We start from the raw sequence: 23,221 nt of genomic DNA, 5'->3' as shown, positions 1-23,221 counted from the left end.
CTCACGCATTAAGACATTAAGCTTAAGGAGCACGACAATGCCGATGATTCCCAGTAAAGAAGAGCCTCGTGGTATCGCTCTGGCCGAGCCGACCATTGAGGAACATGATGTAGATATTCTCCTCGTTGGTGGTGGTATGGGCAACTGCGGTGTTGCTTGGGAAGCCGTTGCTTGGGCTAACAAGTACGCCCCCGAAGCCAAGATCCTGCTGCTGGACAAAGCCTCCCTCGAGCGTTCCGGCGCCGTTGCGCAGGGCCTGTCCGCTATCAATACCTACCTCGGCGAGAACGACGCTGACGACTACGTCCGCATGGTCCGTACCGACCTGATGGGCCTGGTCCGCGAAGACCTGATCTTCGACCTCGGCCGCCACGTTGACGACTCCGTCCACCACTTCGAAGAGTGGGGCCTGCCCGTATGGTGCAAGGACGACAACGACAAGAACCTCGACGGCGCTGCCGCCAAGGCTGCTGGCAAGTCCCTGCGTACCGGCGCTAAGCCCGTGCGTTCCGGCCGCTGGCAGATGATGATCAACGGTGAGTCCTACAAGTGCATCGTTGCTGAAGCTGCCAAGAATGCCCTCGGCGAAGAGCGCTACATGGAGCGTATCTTTGTTGTTAAGATGCTCCTCGACGCCAATGAGCCCAACCGCATCGCCGGTGCTGTTGCTCTGGACGCTCGTGACAACAAGGTGCACATCTTCAAGTGCAACGCCGCTGTTGTTGCTTGTGGCGGCGCGGTGAACATCTACCGCCCCCGCTCCACTGGTGAAGGCATGGGCCGTGCTTGGTACCCCGTCTGGAACGCTGGCTCCACCTACACCATGTGTGCTCAGGTTGGCGCTGAAATGACCATGATGGAAAACCGCTTCGTCCCCGCCCGCTTCAAGGACGGTTACGGTCCGGTTGGCGCTTGGTTCCTGCTCTTCAAGGCGAAGGCCACCAACTACAAGGGCGAAGACTACTGCGAAACCAACCGCGCCATGCTGAAGCCCTACGAGGATCGCGGCTACGCCAAGGGCCATGTCATCCCGACTTGCCTGCGTAACCACATGATGCTCCGCGAGATGCGTGAAGGCCGCGGCCCGATCTTCATGGACACGAAGACTGCCCTGCAGAACTCCTTCGCGACCATGTCCCCGGCCGAGCAGAAGCACCTCGAAGCTGAAGCTTGGGAAGACTTCCTCGACATGTGCGTTGGTCAGGCCAACCTCTGGGCTGCCATGAACTGCGCTCCTGAGGAACGCGGCTCCGAGATCATGCCCACCGAGCCTTACCTGCTCGGCTCCCACTCCGGTTGCTGCGGCATCTGGACTTCCGGCCCCGACGAAGAATGGGTGCCCGAGGACTACAAGGTCCGCGCCGACAACGGCAAGGTCTACAACCGTATGACCACCGTCAACGGCCTGTTCACCTGCGCTGACGGCGTTGGCGCCTCCGGTCACAAGTTCTCCTCCGGTGCTCACGCTGAAGGCCGCATCGTCGGCAAGCAGATGGTTCGCTGGTACCTCGATCACAAGGACTTCAAGCCCACCATCAAGGAAAGCGCTGAAGACCTGAAGAAGGAGATCTACCGCCCGTACTACAACTACGAGGCTGGCAAGGGCGCTTCCACCGACCCGGTTGTGAACCCCGAGTACATCTCCCCCAAGAACTTCATGATGCGCCTCGTCAAGGCCACCGACGAGTACGGCGGCGGTGTGGGTACCTACTACACCACCTCCGAAGCTCTTCTCGACACCGGCTTCTGGCTGCTCGAGATGATGGAAGAAGACTCCATGAAGCTGGCTGCTCGTGACCTCCACGAACTGCTCCGCTGCTGGGAGAACTACCACCGCCTGTGGACCGTCCGTCTGCACATGCAGCACATCCGGTTCCGCGAAGAAACCCGCTACCCCGGTTTCTACTACCGCGGCGACTTCCTGGGCCTGGACGACAGCAAGTGGAAGTGCTTCGTGAACTCCAAGTACGATCCTGAGAAGAAGGAAACGACTGTGTTCAAGAAGCCCTACTACCAGATCATCCCCGACTAAACACTACTGAAACGGCGGCCGCAGGTACTGCCTGCGGCCGCCTGCTCAGAAAAATGGTCTAAGCCTGAGCAGCAGTGAAAGAGTTCATTGTTCAGGGTTAGGCCATTTTTCAAACTGGCCCGAACCTGATTTCGTAGGGAGGATTGAAATGCCAAACAACAGCGTGCTCGTTGTCGGTGGCGGGTTCAGCGGCATAACGGCCGCCCTTGAAGCCGCAGAAGTCGGCCACGAGGTCTTTCTTGTAGAGAAGACGCCGTTCCTGGGCGGACGCGTTTCTCAGCTCAACAAGTACTTTCCCAAGCTCTGCCCGCCTTCCTGCGGGCTGGAAATTCAGTTCCAGCGCATCAAGAAAAACCCCTTGGTCAATATTTTTACTCTGGCGGAAGTGGTTTCCGTTACTGGCTCCAAGGGTGACTACAAAGTCACGTTGAAGATCAAGCCCCGTTACACGACCCCCAATAGTGTCGATCTTACGGCGGCCGCCAAGGAACTGTCCGGATCCACCGAAAGCGAATTCGAGTTCGGCATGGGCAACCGCAAGGCTCTGCACATTGACATGCCCTTCGCCTACCCCAGCCGCTACGTCTTGGAAAAGGACGAGTGCTCGAGTAACGAGCTGAAAGAACTTGCTGATGTTGAAGGTGTAAACTTGGACGATGCCGAGAAGACCGTCGAAATTAGCGTCGGATCCATCGTTGTCGCCACCGGTTGGAAGCCCTACGACGTGACCAACTTGACCAACCTCGGCGCCGGGGAGATCACCAACTGCGTATCCAACATGCAGATGGAACGTCTCGCCTCTCCCAACGGCCCGACCTCCGGCCAGATTGTCCGTCCTTCCGACGGCAAGGCGCCCAAGCGCATCGCGTTTGTCCAGTGCGCCGGTTCCCGCGACGAGAACCACCTCAACTACTGTTCCTACATTTGCTGCATGGCGTCCCTGAAGCAGGCGACCTATGTCCGCGACACGAACCCGGACTGCGAAGTCTTTATCTATTACATCGACCTTCGCACCCCCGACCGTTACCAGAAGTTCCGCGACCGCGTGATGCAGGATGAGCACATCCACACCATCAAGGGCAAAGTCGCCGAAGCTGCCGACGGTGAAAATGGTTCCGTGGTGCTGACTGTGGAAAATGCCATCGCCGGCACCAAGACCCGCGAAGAATTCGACATGGTCGTACTGGCAACCGGCATGCAGCCCACCCTGTCCGAGGAGCAGCTGCCCTTTGATGTTTCCGTTGACGAAGACGGCTTTGCCTCTGGCAATGCAGAAAAAGGCATCTTCGTTGCCGGCTGCGCCAAAAAGCCGCTTGACGTCATGAAATCTGCTCAGTCTGGAACCGGGGCCGCGATGAAGGCGATCCAGACGGTGAGAGGGAGGTAGTATACAATGGCCGAAAAAATTGGAGTCTATTTCGACGAATCCAGCGTCGGACCATACCTCAACGTCGAGGAACTGGTCGAGTACGTGAAGACCCGCTGGAGTACCCAGTGTCCTGTCGTCGCCGCTCACCCGGTTCTGCCCGGTGAAGAAGGCGTCAAGATGATCAAGTCCGACATCGACGCCGGGACCATCGACTCCGTTCTGATCTGCGGTTCGTCCCCCCGAGTTGACTGGGAATTCTTTGACTTTGGCAAAAATGTGCTGGTCGAGCGCGTCAACCTCCGCGAGCAGTGCGGCATGTGTTGCCCTGATGATGCGGAAGCCGACGCCAAGTCCCTCATGGCCAAAGATTACATCAATATGGGTGTCATCAAGCTCCAGAAGACCACTATTCCTGAGCCTGAACTGATTGACACCGTCAAGACCGTTCTCGTCGTTGGCGGCGGTTGGACTGGCCTGAACGCCGCGCTGCACGCAGCCCGTTCCGGCTACGACACCGTGCTCATCGAAAAAGAGAGCGAGCTGGGTGGTCACGCCGCGAAGCTGCACAAGACCATCCCCCTGATGCACCCCTACACCGAAGCGCATGACACCGGCATTGAAAAGCTCATCGCCGATGTGCAGGCCGAGAGCCGCATCAAGGTGCTGACCGGCACCACGCTGGCCTCCCTTGAAGGTGCGCCCGGTGCCTACACCGCCAAGTTCACCGGCGGCAAGGAAGAGAAGATCGGCGCCGTTGTCCTGGCCGCTGGCTGGGTGCCGCAGGATCCTTCCATCCTCGCTCCCCTTGGCTACGGCACCTTCACCAACGTGGTCACCACGTGGGACGTGGAAGAAATGGCCAAGAAGGGCCAGCTCCTGCGCCCCTCCGACGGCAAGCCCGCCAAGCGTGTGGCTTTCTTGCTGAACACCGAGAAGGCTGAGCCCGAGACCCTCTACCAGCCCAAGACGGAAGAGGACATCCAGGCTGAAGCCGCAGCAGCGGAAGAGGGTGAAGAAGCCGATCCCGCCGTTATCGTCCACAAGGACCTCGAAAGCGACCGCCACCTGCCGTACTCCAGCGCCGTCAACTCCGTTGTGGCTCTGAAGGAAGCTGGCTACGTCACCGAGCAGTATGAAGACGGCCAGGCCTACATCATCTACAAGGACATGATGGTTCAGGGTATCCATGAGAAGTACTACAAGGCTGCTCAGGATAACCCCGGTGTGATGATGACCAAGGGCGGCATCTCTTCCGTCAAGGAAGACGCCGACGGCAGCCTGCTGATCACCGTGACCAACAACCTGCTTGGCTACGATTTCGAAGTGAAAGCCGACATGGTCGTCGTGCCCACCGGCATCGTCCCGACCACGGCCAAAGATCCTATCATGCAGTTCGCCTACCGTCAGGGTCCGGCGTTCCCGGATCTGGACCTCTTCGACGGCTTCTGCGACTCCAACTACATCTGCTTCCCGTACGAGACCCGCCGTACCGGTGTGTACGCCGCTGGTAGCGTCCGTCAGCCCATGCTCATGGATACCGCAGAAGAAGATGCCGCGGGCGCAGCCCTCAAGGCCATCCAGTGCATCGAATCCGTGAATCACGGCGTGTCCGTGCATCCGCGCTCCGGTGACCTGACGTACCCCGTCTTCAACTTCGTGCGCTGCACCCAGTGCAAACGCTGCACGGAAGAGTGCCCCTTCGGCGCCCTCGACGACGACGAAACCGGTACGCCGAAGCCGAATCCCACGCGTTGCCGCCGTTGCGGTACCTGCATGGGTGCCTGCCCCGAGCGCGTTATCAGCTTCGACAACTACAACATCGACCAGATTGGTTCCATGATTAAGGCCATCAACGTGCCTGACGACATGGAAGCTGACGGTCCCCGCATCGTTGTGCTCGCCTGTGAGAACGACGCCTACCCGGCGCTCGACATGGCAGCCATGCGCGGTAAGAAGTGGAGCCAGTACGTTCGTATCCTTCCTGTGCGCTGCCTCGGTTCCGTCAACGCCATCTGGGTGGCGGATGCCATGTCCAAGGGCGTGGACGGCGTGATGATGCTGGGCTGCAAGTACGGTGACGACTACCAGTGCCACTTCGTGAAAGGCTCGGAGATCTGCAACCGCCGTAAGGAAAACATCGCCGAGACCCTTGAGCGCCTTGGTGTTGAGCCGGACCGCGTCGAGCAGTATCAGGTCGCCATCGACGAGTACGATCAGGTGCCTGGAATGATCGAAGAATTCCAGAACATGATTCTGGAGAAGGGCCCCAACCCGTTCAAGGGCTTCTAGGAGGAGATAGTCATGTCGAAAGCTGTTCGGATTGAACCCGATGTGCAGTTCATTAAAGAACTGCAGTCGGTAGGGGGAGACACCCTCAAGAAGTGCTATCAGTGCGCCACATGCTCAGTGGCCTGCCCGCTGGCGCCCGCAGATGCGCCATACCCGCGCAAGGAAATGGTGTGGGCACAGTGGGGCCTCAAGGACAAGCTGGTCAACGACATCGACATCTGGCTCTGCCATAACTGCGGCACCTGTTCCGACCTGTGCCCCCGTGGCGCAAAGCCGGGCGACCTGCTTTCCGCCCTGCGCAACATGGCATACAAGAACCTCGTCGAGCCCAAGATCATCGGCACCTGGATGAGCTCCTCCAAGTACCTGCCCATCCTCATCGCCATCCCGGCCCTGCTGTGGCTGTTCGTGTGGTCCCTGACCACCGGCCTCAGCATCCCCAGCGGTGAGATCGTCTTTGGTAAGGTCTTCCCCGGAGACTACACCATTGACCCCATCATGGCGTTGACCTTCTTCTTTATGGTCTTCAGCTTTGTGATTGGCAGTTCCAAGCTCATCAAGTCCTTCCAGTCGACGCCGGGTACCCTCTTTGTCGGCCAGTATGACAAGCCCAGCGTGTGGGCGTGCATCAAGGACGTTCTCGTCAACGAGATCGGCCAGCACTCCAACTTCACCAGCTGCGGCGAAGAAACCGAGGCCGATAAGGAAAAGTTCAAGGGCCATCTGCTGCTGTTCTACAGCTTCGTTGCCCTCGCTATCGTTACCGGCATCATCGCGTTCTGCCACTGGGGTGGCAAGGTCGTTGAGTTCATCGCACCCGCCGGTCATACGCCGCTGCCGCTGTGGGCTCCGCATAAACTGCTTGCCAACGTTGGCGCCGTGATGATGATCGTCGGCCTGACGCTCCTGACCCGTCGCCGCATGAACCAGAACGAAGAGACGACCAAGTCGTCCTACTACGACTGGTTCCTGCTGGGTGTCATCTGGGCCGTAGGCCTCACCGGCATCTTCAGCGAACTGCTCAGGCTGGCCGACGTGGCGTCCCTCGCCTACCCGATGTATTACCTGCATCTGGTGTCCGTGTGGATGCTCTTCGCCTACTTGCCCTGGTCCAAACTGGGTCACGTCGTGTACCGCTCCGTGGCTCTCGTGTACGCCAGGTACATCGGTCGAGTGCCCCTGAGCTAAGCTCGGTGCAAAACAGGACTTAACCCAGAAAGACGACTTTCCTCACATAAGGAGGCTATCATGGCTGAGAGCGTAGACCGCAAGGTTTTCCCCATGTCCACCTTCGCCGCGTACCTCACCGGTGAAGAGTATGATGCCAATCGTGCCGGCATCCGTGAAATGCTGGCGTACATGACCCAGATGGATATCGATCCCACGTCCGAGCCGTTTGCCGCGGCCATTGCCAAAGCGTGGATCTACGAGCAGAACCCCGAGCTGACCGGCATTAAAGGCAATGCCGAAAAGTTTGGCGCTCACGTGTCCCTGTTGCCCCTGCCGGAAGAGACTTCCAACATGCTCTCCTCCGTCGTGAGCCAGCTCAAGGACACCCAGGAGAAGAACAAGGAGCAGGCCTCCAAGATCTCCTCGCTGGAAAAAGAGCTCGCCGAGACCAAGGCCAAGCTGAAAGACGCCGAAGCCAAGGTTACCACCTACGAGGCTCAGCTCGGTGAAGGCGAAAAGAAACTGCAGGTTTCCGAAGGCAAAATCGATTCCTACACCGGCAAGGTCGACGACCTGCTGGCCAAGATCGAAGAAGTCATCAAGCACGGTGTCGTCACCGCTGCCGCAGGTGAAGGCGCAGCCGCTGCCGCCGACGCCGGTGCAGACGCTGGCGCAACCGATTCCCCCGGTGAAGTCTCCGCCGACTTCGGCTTCGGCACCGACTCCTCCGACGACGGTGGCGGCTTCGGTTTCTAAACCGGACCCCCACTATGCAGAAATGCACCCAAGCCCGGACCGCTCGCGGTCCGGGCTTTTTCTGTGGCAAACGGGCCTTGCGCTGGAAGGTTGAGGTGACTCGGAGCTGACTCGGGGCCTGTTTGGGAGGAGCAGGGCGGGGAGCCAGAGGGCGCAGGGAACTTGGCGAGCGTTGTTTGGAGGGGGAGTGGGGAGGTTTTGTCTCCGACGGCTCAAGGGCCGAGGGCCCTTGAGAATCCCATGAGCGCACAGGCCGGTTGCCTTTCTAGGGATCTGTCGTCACCCCTGACAACTCCCGCGTCTTGAGAGAGGACGAAGATTGTTTTTTGGTGGGAGGGAGGAGGAGCCTCTACACGAAGTGCACTGGGTGAAAGACGCGCATGAGACAGTCATTCTGCACCAAGAAATTGTATAGGCGGAGACCTTGCTGAGCTTGGCGTGTATTGCCTGACGTGGGAGTGGAGAGGGTGTGTCTCCGACGGCTCAAGGGCCGAGGGCCCTTGAGAATCCTATGAGCGCACAGGCCGGTTGCCTTTCTAAGGGCCAGTCGTCACCCCTGACAACTCCCGCGTTTTGAGATGGGGCGAAGAGTGTTTTTTGGGGGGAGGGAGGAGGAGCCTCTACACGAAGTGCACTGGGTGAAGGGCGCGCATGAGACAGTTATTCTGCACCATGAAATTGTATAGGCAGTGACCTTCGTCCGAAACCCTTCCGCTTATGAGAGCCATCAGCCATAATCCCAACCACCACCCGTAGCGCGAAGCACAGAAGCACCAAAGCCTTCGGACGCTTCCAAGCGTCCAGAGCGGCCCAGCCCGTGCCGCGCTCCACCACGCGCCCACCACCAACTCTCACGCAAAGCACTCGGTCAGCTCGCCATCCAAGAGCAGAACCACGCCCCCTCGCCCTAACACTCCCCAACCACCATCCCCCCGCGCGAAGCACCGAATCCCAGAGCCTTCGGACGCTTCTAAGCGTCCAGAGCGGCCTAGCCCGTGCCGCGCTCCACCAGACGCCCACCGCCAACTTCCGCGCAAAGCACCCGGTCAGCCAGTCCAGCCACAGCCTAAAAACCACGCCCGAGACCGCTCCGCACCCACCACTTCCAACAATCCGGCTCCGGCTGGAGGGGGACGGGTGTCCAGAGGGTGCGGGGGGAATCCTGCAAGGTTCCCCCAACACCCTTTGGCCGTCGGAGACATGGCGACAACATATAGAAATACCACCGAAAGCAAATCTCGGCCCCGCCACCACAACGCACCACCACCAAGGCCTCTTTCTCCTCGACACCGAAAGCATCTCTTGGCCCCGCCAACATAACGCAGAACCAGCCCGCCGTTGCTCTCATGCCAACGCACTTCTCAGCCCCGCCAACCCAAGCCCACCTCCAACCCCATCCACCCTCCCAAAACTCCCCAACCACCCCTCAGCGCGAAGCACCGAATCCCAAAGCCTTCGGACGCTTTCAAGCGTCCAGAGCGGCCCAGCCCGTGCCACGCTCCGCCATGCGCCCACCGCCAACTCCGGCGCACAGCACCCGGTCAGCCCGCCCACATTTCTCAAAGCCTCCCCCCTCGCCCTAACACTCCCCAACCGCCAACTTCCGCGCAAAGCACCCGGTCAGCCAGCCCAACCACAGCCTAAAAACCACGCCCGAGACCGCTCCGCACCCACCACTTCCAACAATCCGGCTCCGGCTGGAGGGGGACGGGTGTCCAGAGGGTGCGGGGGGAATCCTGCAAGGTTCCCCCATCACCCTTTGGCCGTCGGAGACATGGCGACAACATATAGAAATACCACCGAAAGCAAATCTCGGCCCCGCCACCACAACGCACCACCAAGGCCTCTTTCTCTTCGACACCGAAAGCATCTCTTGGCCCCGCCAACATAACGCAGAACCAGCCCGCCGTTGCTCTCATGCCAACGCACTTCTCAGCCCCGCCAACACAAGCCCACCTCCAACCCCTCCCTTCCTCCCAAAACTCCCCACCCACCATCCCTCAGCGCGAAGCACCGAATCCCAAAGCCTTCGGACGCTTCCAAGCGTCCAGAGCGGCCCAGCCCGTCCCGCGCTCCGCCAGACGCCCACCGCGAACTCCGGCGCAAAGCACCCGGTCAGCCCGCCCACACTTCTCAAAACCTCCCCCGTGAGCCCAAAACTCCCCAACCACCCCATCTCTTCCACCTTCCCTGACCGCCACCCCCACCACGCCCTCATACACCGCCACCAAATTTTCCACTTTTTGTCCCGCTTCTTTCCACCACGCCTCCCCATACATGCCGCACCACCCCAACAAACCTTGAAGGGCAGTGCGTGACGCGTATACTGCAGGGGCGGTTTGAAGGCGGGGTGTGGGTACTGGTGCAACTGGTACAGCGCTGGAGGAGGTGGCGCTCTTGAGTGTGTCGCGGGTGGCTCTGACGGGGTGCATTTTTGTGGCGCAAGCCTTGATACGGCTTGCTCTGCACTTGCTCCCCGGTTGGAGTTAGGATAGATAGGTGGACTTCCTTTCTGCATACCGGAAAAAATTTATGAGTAATTATACGAACGACAAGAAATTCACGAAACGTGACGGGAAGCGCTTTGAGCGCGGCCCTCAGGATAGGGACAAGCGCTCCATTACGGATGAGCTGGTTGACCTCGATCACCAGCTGACCAGCCTTTTGGCCCGCCGTACGCGGCTTTTGGCCAAGGCTGCCGGAACGCGCAAGCGCAAGGGCAAGGCCCTTGTGGACCCGACGCAGGAAAAGCGCATGCGCCGCGCCTGGGACGGCCTTGTCTCCAGACATGGCTTTGACACGGCAACCATGCGGAAACTGTTTAACTTGGCGAATGGCCTTGCGTATTCCTTTGCGCAGGGTGGCGAAGAGGGCGAGCAGACGTTTACCATGCGTCCCCGCCGCGCGCCGCTCGACCTGACCATGTCCGGTCCTTCCGCTCTGGAGGAATCCCGCATGTGGACGGCCATTGCTGGCGCGACGGGCGCAACGTGCGAAATTGCCCCCATCGTCCTCAATGACCCGCTTGTGGAGCTGGTGAAGGGCCTGAATGGCGCTGGCGCATCCATGTCGCGTGAAAAGGGCAAGGTGACCGCAGCCGGTCAGAAGCCTGATTTCCACGGCAAGACGGTGTTTGCCGGTGGCGACCCCCTGAACTTTTTCATGCTGCTTGCCATGGCGCTGCCTGAACCGGGCATCTCCATGTTTAGTGGCGGCACCGCGCTGAAGGTGATGGACCTGCGCCCTGTGGCGCATGTGCTCTCTGGTCTTGGCGTGCGTCTGACCTCGCTGGAGCCGCACTCCAACGGTGTGCCGGTGCGCATGGAAAGTGGAGGCATGACCACCAACCGCTTCCGCATTCCCGAGAATTTCCCGGCTGAAGCCGCTGCTGCCATTGCACTGTTTGGTCCCACCTACCCGGACGGCATTGCCTTCACGTGGGACGAGGAATTCGACGACAAGGGACTTTTGTCCCGTGTAGCCGCCATCCTTAAGGACTGCGGCGTGCCGTGCACGTTGACGGACGATTCCTTCTCCGTGGACCGCGCAATCCTGGCCATGCCCCAGAGCGTGACCTTCCCGCTGGACCCTGTGCTGTGCACCTCGCTTTTGGCTGCGCCGCACTTTGGCAGCGGACGCGTGCACCTTGACGGCGCATGGCCCAAGAAGGACGCCGACGCAGAAAGCGCTGTGACGCTGCTGGAAAACCTTGGCCTTGAGGTGAAGGTTTCCAAGAGCGGCATCACTGCGGAGCTTGCCGAGCGCCCTGAAGAGATTGACCTGGACGTGACGGAGTGCCCGATTTTTGCGCCGCTGGCCCTTGCTGCCGGTTTGGCGTCGCACTCTGGCGCGCGCATTCGCGTTGCGGATGATTTTGACGGCACGTCGGCCATGGAACTTGGTGACCGTCTGGGCCGTTTTGTCCGCGTGAAGCCGAACAAGGTGGTTGTTGCCGCATCCCCCAAGGGCAGTACGTGGGACGAGAGCGCCGAGGCGTGGGTGAGCCCCGCACCGGAGTGGACCATGGGTCTTGCTTTGGCCTCGTACGCCGCCCCGGGCATCAAGCTGGCGAATCCCGGCGGGCTTTCCGCTGTCTGGCCGGAGTTCTGGCAGCTCTATGTCAACGGTTTTGAGCCGCAACCTGACAAGAAGGAGCCTGAAGACGATGGACGAAAGAAAGGACGACGTGTGCGAATCGGCTGATATGGAACAGCTGTCTCAGGAGTTTGACCAGTTCAAGCTCGAAAAGGAGACGGTTGAAGCGCAGATTCGCAAGCTCCGCAGCGAAGAGGACTTCGAGAAGGGAGTCTTCTTCGCACAGGATATTCACAGATTGCAGCAGGACAAGCTGCGCCTTGATACGGAAATGGAAATCCGCAAGCGCCGCATGAACAGACTGCGCATGGCAGTGGCCGAGAACGGGGTTCTTCACTAGGAACCGGTATTCCGTGCGGCCCATCCGGGTCGCGCTCCAGCCCGAGAGGTAGACGCATGCCCCAGAATCTGACCCAGAAGATCATCGCCGCGCACCGTGTGGATGGCGATATGACGCCCGGCGCCGAGGTTGGTCTGCGCATCGACCAGACGCTGACGCAAGACGCCACCGGAACGATGGCGCATTTGCAGTTTGAAGCCATGGGCCTTGACCGCGTCAAGACCCAGCTCTCCGTGAGTTATGTGGATCACAACACCCTGCAGATGGGCTTTCGAAATCCGGATGACCATAGGTATCTGCGAACCGTAGCGGCCAGATTCGGCATTGTGTTCTCGCCTCCGGGAACCGGCATCTGCCATCAGCTGCACCTTGAGAACTTTGCCGTTCCGGGTGCGACACTCATCGGCTCCGACAGCCACACGCCAACGGCCGGCGGCCTCGGCAGTTTGGCCATGGGGGCGGGTGGCCTTTCCGTTGCCCTCGCCATGGCGGGCGAGCCGTACTACATCGCCATGCCGCGCGTGGTGCGGGTGCACTTGACCGGCCAGCTCACGGGCTGGGCTTCGGCCAAGGACGTCATCCTGCACGTGCTCGGTCAGTTGTCCGTCAAGGGCGGCGTGGGCAAGGTGATGGAATACTGCGGCCCCGGCGTTGCCTCGCTTTCGGTACCGGAGCGCGCGACCATTACCAATATGGGGGCGGAGCTGGGCGCAACCACGTCCATCTTCCCCTCCGACGACGTCACCCGCCAGTTCCTCGCCGCCATGGGCCGCGAACAGGACTGGCGCGAGTGCGTCGCCGACGCGGACGCAACCTACGATGAGACCGTGGAAGTCAACCTGTCCGAACTGGAGCCTCTTGTCGCCCAGCCGCACATGCCGGACCGCGTGGTCCCCGTGCGCGAGCTGGCCGGGATGCGGGTGGATCAGGCGGCCATTGGCTCCTGCACGAACTCCTCGTATGCGGACCTGAAGACCGTGGCGCTGATGCTGCAAGGCAAGCAGGCCGCCCGCGAGACGGACTTGCTTATTTCCCCCGGCTCCAAGCAGGTGCTGAACATGCTGGCGGCGGAAGGGCTTATTGCGCCCCTCGTCACCGCTGGTGCGCGCCTTTTGGAGTGTACGTGTGGTCCCTGCATCGGCATGGGCGGTTCGCCTGTCAGTGCGGGGGTGTCCGTCAGGACGTTCAACCGCAATTTCGAGGGCCGAAGCGGCACGCAGGACGCGCAGGTATACCTTGCTAGTCCGCAGACCGCGGCCATGGCTGCGCTGAACGGCGCATTCACGGATCCGGCCGAGTGGGGCGAGGCCCCGGCGAAACCCGAACTGCCCGCGGAAACGCCCGATATTCGGCATCTGTTCATCTTCCCGCCCGAGGATGGCAGCGGCGTCACCATCGAGCGTGGGCCGAACATCGTGCCGCTGGAGCAGTTCGAGACGCTGCCGCAGGCTCTTGAAACCAGCGTGCAGCTTAAGGTCGGTGACGACATCACCACGGACCACATTTTGCCCGCAGGCCCGCAGATTACGGCGCTGCGCTCCAACATCCCCGCCATCAGCGAGTATATTTTCTCCCGCACGGACAAGGGATTTGTGGAGCGCATGCACGGCGCCGGGCACGGCGTTATTGTTGCGGGTGAAAACTACGGGCAGGGGTCCAGCCGCGAGCATGCCGCCCTTGGTCCGCGCCATCTGGGTGTGCGGGCGGTCATCGCCAAGTCGCTGGCCCGCATTCATCGCGCCAACCTCGTCAACTTCGGCATTCTGCCGTTGGTGTTCGTGGACAAGGCGGACTACGACCGCATCGGTGAAGGGGACGCAATTTCTCTTGATACCACAGGCATCACCCCCGGTGAAGCCGCGGAAGTGACGGTGAATGGTTCGCAACGCCTTCTTGTTACAAATGATTTGACGGAAAAAGAGCTGGCTATTATTCAGGCAGGTGGCCTGCTGAATGCTGTACGCCAGTCTCTTGCACGCTAACGCTATACACTACGACTCTATCGGGAGAATCTATGCTCGACGGAATGCGACAGAATGCCGGATCGTGGATTGTGAAGATCCTGTTCGGCATTATCATCGTTGTCTTCGTCTTTGCCTTCGGCTCAGGGACGATGAGCAACCGGGGCAAGGGAGGCGCAGTCCTCGCCTATGTGGACGAAACGCCCATCCTTATCCGCGACTTCGAGATGGCCTACCAGCGGGCCGCAGAAAATTACCGTGGGCAGAACCCCGGCGTCAGCGCCGAGGAAATTCAGACCCCTGCCTTCAAGCAGAGCGTCTTTAACTCCATGGTCAACGACGTGCTCGTCAGCAACGAGGCCCAGAAGCTTGGCATCACCGCCAGCGAAGAGGAAGTCCGCGCGCACATTCTCGACATCCCCGCGTTCCGCAATCAGGACAACGCCTTCGATAACACCGTCTATCAGGCTGTGCTGCGTGGCAGCCATCTGCGCCCCGCGCAGTTCGAGGCCGACGTCGAGCGTGGCATTCGCGAGCAGAAGCTCCGCAAGCATCTCTCCCTCGCCGTCAACGTGACCGAGCAGGAAGCCCGCGACCTGTTCCGCTACGCCGGTGAGCAGGCGCGTCTGGAATACCAGCTCTTCCCCTGGCAGGACTACACTGCCAGCGTCACCCCCACCGACGCCGAAATTGACGCCTACTACAAGGCCAACGAGGAACGCTTCCGCCGTCCCGCTACCGTGAGCCTTGCGACGCTGACCTTCACCCCCCAGGCTCTCGCCTCCGGGCAGGATGTCAGCGCCGAGGAAATCGCCCAGTACTACGAGGCGAATACCTCCATGTTCAAGCGCCCCGAAATGGTGTCCGCTCGCCACATTCTCGTGAAGCTCAGCCCCAACGCGCCCGAAGCCGCCGTCAAGGCCGCACGTAGCAAGCTGGCAACCGTGAAGGCCAAGCTCGCCAAGGGCGCCAAGTTCTCCGATCTGGCCGAGGAATACTCCGAAGGCCCCAGCGCTGTTCGCGGTGGCGACCTCGGCTACTTCCCCCGCAGCTCCATGGTGAAGCCCTTCGAAGATGTGGCCTTCTCCCTGAAGCCCGGTCAGGTTTCCGATCCCGTGCGCACCCAGTTCGGTCTGCACCTTATCAAGGTTGACGACAAGCGCGCCGCAGGCGTCAAGTCCCTTGATGAAGCACGCTCCGAGATTCGCCGCATCATCGCCGAGGAAAAGGCCACCAGCGCCATGTCCGACAAGCTCGATCAGGCCCTTGAGCAGATTCTTGTCGACGACAGCGCCGAAAAAATCGCCAGCGACCTCGGTATGAAACTCCAGCAGACCGGTCCTATGTCCAAGCAGACCCTCGTGTCCGCCCTTGGCATCAGCGAAGAGGACGCCGACCTGCTGTTTGATCTGCCGCTGAGCACCGCCACCGATTCGCCCCTGAATGTGAAGGACGGCTACATCCTCGCCTTTAAGCAGGATTCCGAGCCCTCCACCATCGCGCCGCTGGACGCCGTGAAGGAACAGATTGTGGAAGCCCTCAAGCGCAAGGGCGCAATGGCCCTCGCGCAGGAAGCCGCCCAGTCCTCCCTCAAGGGGCTGACCGCAGAAGGCAACACCAAGAAGGCTGAAGCCCTCTTCGGAAAAGCCTCCAAGGTTACCAGCTCCTTCGGCCGTCAGGGCTTCATTCCCGGCCTCGGCATGAACCCCGATCTCGTCGAGACCGTGTTCACCACCAAGGAAGGCGAATGGCTGCCGCAGACCTACTCCGTGCAGGATGGCGTGCTCATCGCCCGTGTGCAGGATCGCATCGAGCCCAGCGAAGAGCTGTGGGAACAGCAGAAGCAACTCGTGCTCGATACCCTCACCCGCACCAAGCAGCGCGAAGTGTACCTCGCCTATCTGAACTCCCTCAGGGACAAAGCCAAGACCGAAATCGTCGAGCCCCGCGTGCTGCAATAAGCATCGCGGTTACCAACGATCATTCCAAGCGGCCTGCCGGATTACCGGCAGGCCGCTTTTTTCGTGTTGTGGCGTTGGCAAGGTAGTGGCGTGTGGTGGCGTGTGGTGCATGGCTTTTGGGGGCCTCCGGCGGCCAAAGGGCCGTGGGCCCTTTGGAATCCCATTTGCGCACGTGCCGGGTGCCTTTGTAGGTGGCGGTCGTCACCCCTGTGAAGCTCTCGTTCGTGTGGATGGGGAAGAGATTTTGGGGTGACGTTGCGTTGTGAGAAGGGCGGTGAGAATCCCTGTTGGGCCTCCGACAGAAGAAAAGGCATAAGGCAAGAAAGTTCCTCCCACCTGTATTTTCAGGAGCGGCTTCCGCTCTTGAAAATCCTGGGGATTCTCAAGGGTATCATACCCTTGAGCCGCCGGAGGCTCTCGGGTGAAGTGAGAGGCGTTGGCGAGGTGGTGGCGTGTGGTGCGGCTTTTTGGGGCCTCCGGCGGCCAAAGGGCCGTGGGCCCTTTGGAATCCCATTTGCGCACATGCCGGGTGCCTTTGTAGGTGGCGGTCGTCACCCCTGTGAGGCTCTCGTTCGTGTGGATGGGGAAGAGATTTTGGGGTGACGTTGGCGTTGTGTGAAGGGCGGTGAGAATCCCTGTTGGGTCTGCGAAAGAAGAAAAGGCATAAGGCACGAAAGTTCCTCCCACCCGTATTTTCAGGAGCGGCTTCCGCTCCTGAAAATCCTAAGGATTGTTAAGGAAATTATTTCCTTAACCCGCCGGAGGCTCTCTTTTCTTCCTCTTCGCCTTCGTCTTCCTTGTGGCGAGCGTGTGTGTGCCAAAAGAAAACGCCCCGCAGGGGCGAGACTGCGGGGCGTGTGGTCACACGGACAGGCGCTATGAGGAGGCCTATCGCGCGGAATTATTTCTGCTTTTTGAAGATGATGAGCGGGCAGTTTTTGCAGACGTCTGCGCCGGGGAAGTTGTCACCGGGGCGGGTGATGGACGCGGAACCGTGCTGTTCCTTACGGGAGAGCAGGCGGTCGATGGTCGGGCCGATGTGTTCACCGGGGATAACGACGTTGATTTCACCGCGTTCGGTCTTGCCGGCGTTGTAGCTGCCGCTGCAGGCGGGGAGCATGTTGAACTTCTTCTCATTGAAGGAGTAGACGTTGCCACCGCATGCGGAGGAGTTGATGGTGATATTGGTCTGGATGGGGTGCACATCCATGGCGGCGGCGTAGTCCACGGCGAGGTGGTAGGCCTGCATGTTATCGCAGTAGAAGTGCACGGTATCCGGATCGAAGAAGGTGTCGGCCAGCGGGGACACGACGATGGCGAGCAGCTTGTCTTCGGGCAGGCGGGACTTGGTCTTGATGAAGCGTTCGGCCTGATCCGCGTCCACGCAGTACTTCTTGTGGCTCTTGACTTCGGCTTCGTCCATGGGCTTCCAGCCGAGGCAGAAGCGTGCGTTGGAGCAGCCCTGGTCATCCTTGAAGGCGAGAACGGTCTGTCCCTTCATGCGTGCGGCAAGTTCCCACTGACAGAAGGTCATGGGCTTGACGGGACAGAAGTATTCTTCGCAGTTTTCCTGAAAGTCCTTCAGTTCCTCTTCGTCAAAGATGTACTTGACGGCGATGGGGTAATGCATGAGGCGCAGGTCGTCCATGAGGGTCTTCTGAATGGACGCATAATCGCGGCTGAGCTTGGCCATGTGTTCTACCTCCGAAAAGATGAATACGACAGGGCGAAAGCGGTCTCGCCCGGGCATGTGTCATAAGTTGCGCTTCGCGAAAAATTCCCACCACGGAAGCGCGAGATTGGGGTGTAGCGTTATTCGAAGGCGGCGAAAAGAGAAAATGGGGGAGAGGTTCTTTTTTTCACAAGGTGTGGATTTTTGCGGATATTGGTGGGATTTGCGGATTGGTGGCGGCGGCGATGGGTGTTGGATGGCGGAGGATGGTGAGGAAAGCAGGGGGGGGCTTGTTCTGGTCGGCGCTGAAACGTTGGATGGAGACATTTGGCGCGGTGTGGGGAGTTTGAGGTGAGGGAGGGGGCGGATGGGAACGTGAAGGATCGGGAGGCAAAAGTCGGGGGGAGGACGGGGGCGATTGTCGCCTGCGTCGTCGGGCGCTTGTGGGATACGGACGGAGAAGGGCGCTTTGCCGACTTGGCGAGGACGTAGCGTGAACCAGCGCGTGCTGTGACGGCTTGGTGCTATAGGCGGTCTACGGGGCGGAAGAGCTGGCGGCAGATCTCCGTGGTGAAGACGGCGAGCTTCATGGGTACGTAGACGTAGGTGACAATCATGATAAGGGCGTAGATGTAGCCCCCGTTCCATGGGTTGTGCTTGTAGTAGGAATATGCCGGATGGTTCCAGATGATGAAGAAGGTAAAGCAGCCGCCGACGATGTGGATGAGAGCGCCAAAGCTCGAACCTCGGCGGTAGTAGGCGGCGTAGATGATGCCCATGATGAGGACATAGAGCGCGATGGCTACGGGAGTCATGAGGTCGATGGAGACTTCAAGCCCCCGTCTGATGATGACGAGAATAATGGTGAGGTATTCTTCCACGCGGGTAAGCCTCCATTGCTCTTTGCATAACGCATATCACATACGCGCGGCATTGCAATGGAGGCCTGCCAGCGGAAATGGGCGTTAAGCCGCGTGGGTCGGGGTCATCTCGCGGTGCAGAAGTTTTCTGTTTGGCCAGATAACGCCGCATATAACCAGCGCCGCGCCCACAAACTGCCACATGGCGACTGGTTCGCCCAGCAGAATCCAGGCGGCAAAGACCGTGGTCACCGGTTCGATGCAGGAGAAAATGGACGTATACGTGCCGCCGATGTGCTCGATGGCGAGGTACATGAACAGGATGGCGAACACCGTGGGCACAAGGCCAATGCCGAGGGCAAGGGCGAGGCCCCGTCCGTTCAGGTCCAAAATGGTGGCCGGACCGCCAGCCATGGCGGAGAAGAAGATGGCCGCAAAGAACAGCACGTACAGCGTGACGGACTGGGCGTTTTCACCTTTCAGCAGCACCTGCGAGAGAATCATATTCCCCGCGATGCCCACCATGCACCCAACGGCAAGCAAAACGCCGCGGATGTCGGCCTCCTGCAGGAAGGCGTCGTAAAAGACGAGGGCGCATCCTGCAAAGATAAGCACCAGCGATGTGGTCAGGCTTTTGGTTATGGGTTGCTTGAAGAAGACAGCGGATAGGATGGTCACCAGCGCCGGGTAGCCGTAAATAATGAGCGACGTCGTGGACGCCGGGATATACTTGACGGCACCGATGAATCCTGTGCTCTGCACCGGGTAGACAAGAAAGCCGAGCATGGCGGCCTTCATGAGCGCCCGTGGACTGATGCGCAGCAGGCTCGGCCGGGTGACGGCAAAAAACAGCGCCAACATCAGCGAGCCAAAGATAAAGCGGTATTGGAGGATCTCGAAAGTATCCATACCGCATTCGAAACCGAATTTTCCCATGATAGGGAGAATTCCGAAACTGCACGCCGAAATCAGGGCGTACATCACACCACGAAACATGACATTCCTCCGGTACGAAATATCGTAGGGCAAGGATGTCTAACGCCGCCCGCATAGGACTGCAAGAGAATTCGGCGCAAGTTGAAAAAAGTTTTTCACTTGCGCCGAATTGCTTGGAATAGTGGTGCGTTATGAGATTCTTGAGACTATCTCATGATGATTAATGAACACGCGGCTGACGTAGGTCACCGTTTCGGAGAAGGTGGGCAGTCGGCCATAGCGTGAGTAGATGCGTTCCGAGGTGCGGGTGTTCTTAAGCCCGGCATTGTAGCCGGCGGTGGCGGCGATGATATTGCCGCTGCGGGCGCGCAGATGCCGCGCCAGCATGAGCACCATGGCGGGGATGGGCTTGCTGTAGACCACGCGCTGGTCAAAGTTCATCAAAAAGTCGAAATCGCGCGAGTTGAAAATGTCGCGCCCTTCAAGGTTGGCCTGCATGTAGGTGCGAAAGCGCGAGCGGGCCTCCTTCATTTGGTCGTACAGGTCCTGCGCAAGGTCGTCTACGCGTAGATATTTGTCCGCCATGTCAAGGCGTTTTCCGTCGCGGGCGGCGGTGAGGGCGGTGCGGAGAAGCTCCCCACGGTCCCCGCCGATTTTGGTGCGCAAGCGGCGGGCGCGCTTCCATTTGCTGCGCAGGTCATAGTAGCGGGCAAGCTCTCCGGCGTACTCCGGATGCTTGTAGGGCGCGTGGGCGTGGGCGGAGCGGTCCGTGGCGCAGAGCATGTCGTAGCGGCTCGCCGTGGAGCTGATGAACTGGCAGGGACCAACGGCAAAGGCCCATGACACGGCGAATTCGTAAAAGAACGATTCCGCCATAATTTGCCCGGCTACCCATGCCGGGTCTACGGGGTAGATGTCCTTGGCCTCGCGCACGCCCTCAACAATCCAGTAGCAGATGTTGGTGATGCGCTTTTCCAGATCAATGTCTTCAAAGCGGCGCTTCCAGATGGGCAGTTTGCGCCCGGCGTAGTTGTCCTCGATAAAGTCGAGCACGGCCTTGGCGAGACGCCACGAGTAGCGCCCCGCGTCCTCACCCTCCACGGGCGGGGCGTAGCAGGTGGGGACGATGATGTTGACCGCCGGGTCCACGGCTGGCGCGGCTTCGGCAGGGGACGGACGGGCGACAGCAGTGCCCACAAGGGGCAAAAGCGACGCTGCCATAAGCGATTTCAGCGCCTTGCGGCGCGAGGTGTCGGGAACGTGGTGCTGAGTGCGCATAATCCAACCTGTACCAGATGGAGTGGGAGAAGGTGAAGCAGAAGTCGATGTCGGTTGGGTGAAAATTTGGGGGGACGCTGGCACCGTGTGGTGGCATCGGGTGCCAGCAAAGTGTGTTATCGCCCGCCCCGGCGCGCAAGCAGGCGCGAGCCATAGGCGGCTTGTCCAAGGGAAATGCACGCGTCGCCGGGGGGCGTCTGCGTGTGTAGCAGAACCTGCATGCCGCGTTCGGCGAGCAGGCGCGGCAGACCTTCGGCAAGGGTGCGGTTGAGCATGACGCCGCCGCTGAGGCCGATGGTGTCCACGCCATGGGCGCGGGCAAGGGTGGCCGCGGCGTCCGCAAGGCCTACCATGAGGCCAAGGTGGAATTTACGGCTGATGACGGCGGGCGAAGCGCCCTGCGCCCAGTCCTGTGCCACGCGCTGAAAGAGTGTGTCCGTCCGCACAATGGCGGGGCCGCTGCCCTGCGGCGCAAGGGCGGGGGCGTCGTATCCTTCTGTGACGGCATGGTCCTGCGCGGCTTCAAGGCGGATGGCGGCCTGCGCCTCGTAGTCAATGCTGGTGCACAGGCCGAGCATGGCGCTGACGGCATCGAACAATCGCCCGCAACTGGTGGTGACGGGGCTGTTGATGTTTTTGGTGAGCATGTTGGCGCACAGGGCAGTGGCGTCGGCATGCTCGGGCAGCCACGGCGCGTCTGTGGGCGTTGGCAGGCCAAGGTCGTGCAGGCAGGCCAGCGCGATGCGCCATGGCTGGGTGATGGCCGCCTCGCCGCCGGGCAGGCGCATGGGCGCAAAGTGGGCAAGGCGCTCGTGCGTCAGGGACTCGTTGTCCACAAGGAGGAATTCGCCGCCCCACAGGGTCTTGTCCTCGCCGTAGCCCGTGCCGTCCAGCGCAAGGACGAGGGCGCGGCCTTCAAAGGCGTTGTCCGCCATCACCGCGTGGGCGTGGGCAACGTGGTGCTGCAGGGCGATGGTGGGCAGGCCGGATTCGGCCTGCGCCCAGTCTGTGGTCATGTAGTTGGGGTGCAGGTCGTGGACTACGGCCTCCGGCGCGGTTTGGAGAATGTCCACCAAATGCGCGGCGATTTCCTTGTAGAAGTCGAAGGTTTCAAGATTCTCCATGGTGCCGATGTGCTGGCTGACAAAGGCTTGGTCCTTTTTGGTGACGCACAGCGTGGCCTTGAGTTCCGGACCGGTGCCAAGGACGCTTGGGCCGGCGGCGGGCAGAAAGACCGGCCGGGGCGTGAAGCCGCGGGCGCGGCGCAGGAATTGCGTGGCCGGGCCGTCCGGAGTGTCCACGGCGCGGACCACGGAGTCGTCGCAGCGGATAAGAATGTCGCGGTTGTGGAAGACAAAGCCGTCTACGATGTGCGCAAGGCGGGAGAGCGCCTCGCGGTTGCCGATGCTGATGGGCTCGGAACTCATATTGCCGGAGGTCGCCACAAGGGTGGCGGGGTGGCCGTCGCCACGGCATGCGGCGTAGTGGCGGAGCAGAACGTGGTGCAGCGGCGTGTAGGGGAGCATGACGCCGATGTCGCGGGTATCCGGCGAAAGCCCCGGAGCAAGGACCGATGCGCCGGGGCGCTGGCGCAGGATAACAATGGGACGCTCGCGGCCTTCCAGAAGCTCGGCTTCGGCGTCCGTCACGTCGGCAATGCCGCGCACGGTGGCCATATCCGGAGCCATCACCGCAAGGGGCTTGCCGTAGCGGTTTTTGCGCTGGCGCAGGGTGGCGACGGCGCGGGCGTTGGTGGCGTCGCACACCAGATGGAATCCGCCAAGGCCCTTCACCGCAAGGATTTTTCCGTCCGCAAGGGCGCGGGCCGCGTCTTCAAGGGCCTGCGGGCCGTGCGCGCCGGACGCGCCGGATGCGTCAGCCATCCAGACCTTGGGGCCGCACTCGGGGCAGGCATTGGGCTGGGCGTGGAAGCGGCGGTCCAGCGGATTGTCGTACTCGCTCTGGCACATCTCGCACATGGGGAAGCAGGCCATGGAGGTCTTGTCCCTGTCGTAGGGGATGGAGCGGGTGATGGTGTAGCGCGGGCCGCAGTTGGTGCAGTTGGTGAAGGGGTAGAGATAGCGCGGGTTGTCCGGGTCCAGCATATCGCTGAGGCAGTCGTCGCAGGTGGCGACGTCCGGGCTGATGAGCACGGAGTGCCCCTCGCCACCGGTGGAAAGATGGATTTCAAAGGCGGTTTCGTCGTCAGCCGGGGGCAGGGGCTGCGTGTCGCAGGTGACGATTTGCGCCAGCGGCGGCAGTTGGTGGTGCAGGTCGTGGTCAAAGGCGTCGAGCTGGGAGGCCGCGCCCTGCAGTTCGATGACAACGCCTTCCGGGGTGTTGCGCACGTGGCCGGTGAGGCAGTGGTCAAGGGCGATGCGGTAGATGAAGGGGCGAAAGCCCACGCCCTGCACCGCGCCGGTGATGGTGTAGCGAATCCGGGACTGAGCCGATGAGGTCTGGGAGGTCGTATCGAGCATAGGCACCGTGTGGGTTGACGGT

General features: G+C 60.7%; 14 protein-coding genes. 9 read left to right on the top strand and 5 right to left on the bottom strand.

Annotation, left to right across the window (positions count from 1 at the left end; all coding sequences use genetic code 11):
• The first annotated feature begins 37 nt into the window (after window positions 1-37).
• The 9 genes from aprA to ACI3L3_RS01350 all read left to right on the top strand — a co-directional run bounded on the left by aprA (window position 38) and on the right by ACI3L3_RS01350 (window position 15,973).
• On the top strand, window positions 38-2,032 hold the full coding sequence (gene aprA, locus ACI3L3_RS01390; protein ID WP_404843297.1) for an adenylyl-sulfate reductase subunit alpha: 1,995 nt from the start codon (window positions 38-40) through the stop codon (window positions 2,030-2,032).
• A gap of 148 nt (window positions 2,033-2,180) precedes the next feature.
• A complete protein-coding gene (locus tag ACI3L3_RS01385; RefSeq protein ID WP_404843296.1) occupies window positions 2,181-3,419 on the top strand; it encodes a CoB--CoM heterodisulfide reductase iron-sulfur subunit A family protein in 1,239 nt (412 codons plus the stop codon).
• A 6-nt stretch (window positions 3,420-3,425) separates the two neighbouring features.
• Window positions 3,426-5,690: an FAD-dependent oxidoreductase gene (locus ACI3L3_RS01380; protein WP_404843295.1), complete on the top strand. Its 2,265-nt coding sequence runs from the start codon at window positions 3,426-3,428 to the stop codon at window positions 5,688-5,690.
• A 12-nt stretch (window positions 5,691-5,702) separates the two neighbouring features.
• Window positions 5,703-6,878: a quinone-interacting membrane-bound oxidoreductase complex subunit QmoC gene (qmoC, locus tag ACI3L3_RS01375; protein ID WP_404843294.1), complete on the top strand. Its 1,176-nt coding sequence runs from the start codon at window positions 5,703-5,705 to the stop codon at window positions 6,876-6,878.
• Between the two features lie 60 nt (window positions 6,879-6,938).
• The gene (locus tag ACI3L3_RS01370; RefSeq protein WP_404843293.1) at window positions 6,939-7,616 is read left to right on the top strand and encodes a hypothetical protein; all 678 of its coding nucleotides are present in this window, start codon (window positions 6,939-6,941) and stop codon (window positions 7,614-7,616) included.
• Between the two features lie 2,532 nt (window positions 7,617-10,148).
• Window positions 10,149-11,819 (top strand): chorismate mutase, encoded by a 1,671-nt coding sequence (locus ACI3L3_RS01365; protein WP_404843292.1) that lies wholly within the window; start codon window positions 10,149-10,151, stop codon window positions 11,817-11,819.
• Entirely contained in the window at window positions 11,782-12,051 is a 270-nt protein-coding gene (locus ACI3L3_RS01360) for a hypothetical protein (RefSeq protein ID WP_404843291.1), read from the top strand. The genes ACI3L3_RS01365 and ACI3L3_RS01360 overlap by 38 nt, the downstream gene beginning before the upstream one ends.
• Before the next feature lie 56 nt (window positions 12,052-12,107).
• Complete coding sequence (locus ACI3L3_RS01355) at window positions 12,108-14,033, top strand: aconitate hydratase (RefSeq protein ID WP_404843290.1); 1,926 nt, start codon at window positions 12,108-12,110, stop codon at window positions 14,031-14,033.
• A 32-nt stretch (window positions 14,034-14,065) separates the two neighbouring features.
• Entirely contained in the window at window positions 14,066-15,973 is a 1,908-nt protein-coding gene (locus ACI3L3_RS01350) for a SurA N-terminal domain-containing protein (protein ID WP_404843289.1), read from the top strand.
• Between the two features lie 901 nt (window positions 15,974-16,874).
• Here the strand turns inward: ACI3L3_RS01350 and ACI3L3_RS01345 are convergent.
• The 5 genes from ACI3L3_RS01345 to hypF form a co-directional block, all read right to left on the bottom strand.
• Window positions 16,875-17,666 (bottom strand): DUF169 domain-containing protein, encoded by a 792-nt coding sequence (locus tag ACI3L3_RS01345; RefSeq protein WP_404843288.1) that lies wholly within the window; start codon window positions 17,664-17,666, stop codon window positions 16,875-16,877.
• Between the two features lie 503 nt (window positions 17,667-18,169).
• Window positions 18,170-18,526 carry a hypothetical protein gene (locus tag ACI3L3_RS01340; protein WP_404843287.1) on the bottom strand — a complete coding sequence of 119 codons (357 nt, stop codon included), beginning with the start codon at window positions 18,524-18,526 and terminating at the stop codon, window positions 18,170-18,172.
• An 84-nt stretch (window positions 18,527-18,610) separates the two neighbouring features.
• A complete protein-coding gene (locus ACI3L3_RS01335; RefSeq protein ID WP_404844106.1) occupies window positions 18,611-19,486 on the bottom strand; it encodes a DMT family transporter in 876 nt (291 codons plus the stop codon).
• Between the two features lie 144 nt (window positions 19,487-19,630).
• Window positions 19,631-20,719 carry a lytic transglycosylase domain-containing protein gene (locus ACI3L3_RS01330; RefSeq protein WP_404843286.1) on the bottom strand — a complete coding sequence of 363 codons (1,089 nt, stop codon included), beginning with the start codon at window positions 20,717-20,719 and terminating at the stop codon, window positions 19,631-19,633.
• Window positions 20,720-20,835: 116 nt separating this feature from the next.
• A complete protein-coding gene (gene hypF, locus ACI3L3_RS01325; protein WP_404843285.1) occupies window positions 20,836-23,199 on the bottom strand; it encodes a carbamoyltransferase HypF in 2,364 nt (787 codons plus the stop codon).
• Window positions 23,200-23,221: the final 22 nt, after the last annotated feature.

The sequence above is a fragment of the Desulfobaculum sp. SPO524 genome (assembly GCF_044987625.1).
Classification (GTDB): Bacteria; Desulfobacterota; Desulfovibrionia; order Desulfovibrionales; family Desulfovibrionaceae; genus Desulfobaculum.
The sequence above is the reverse complement of the archived record's forward strand: the minus strand, read 5'-3'. Positions and strand labels throughout refer to the sequence as shown.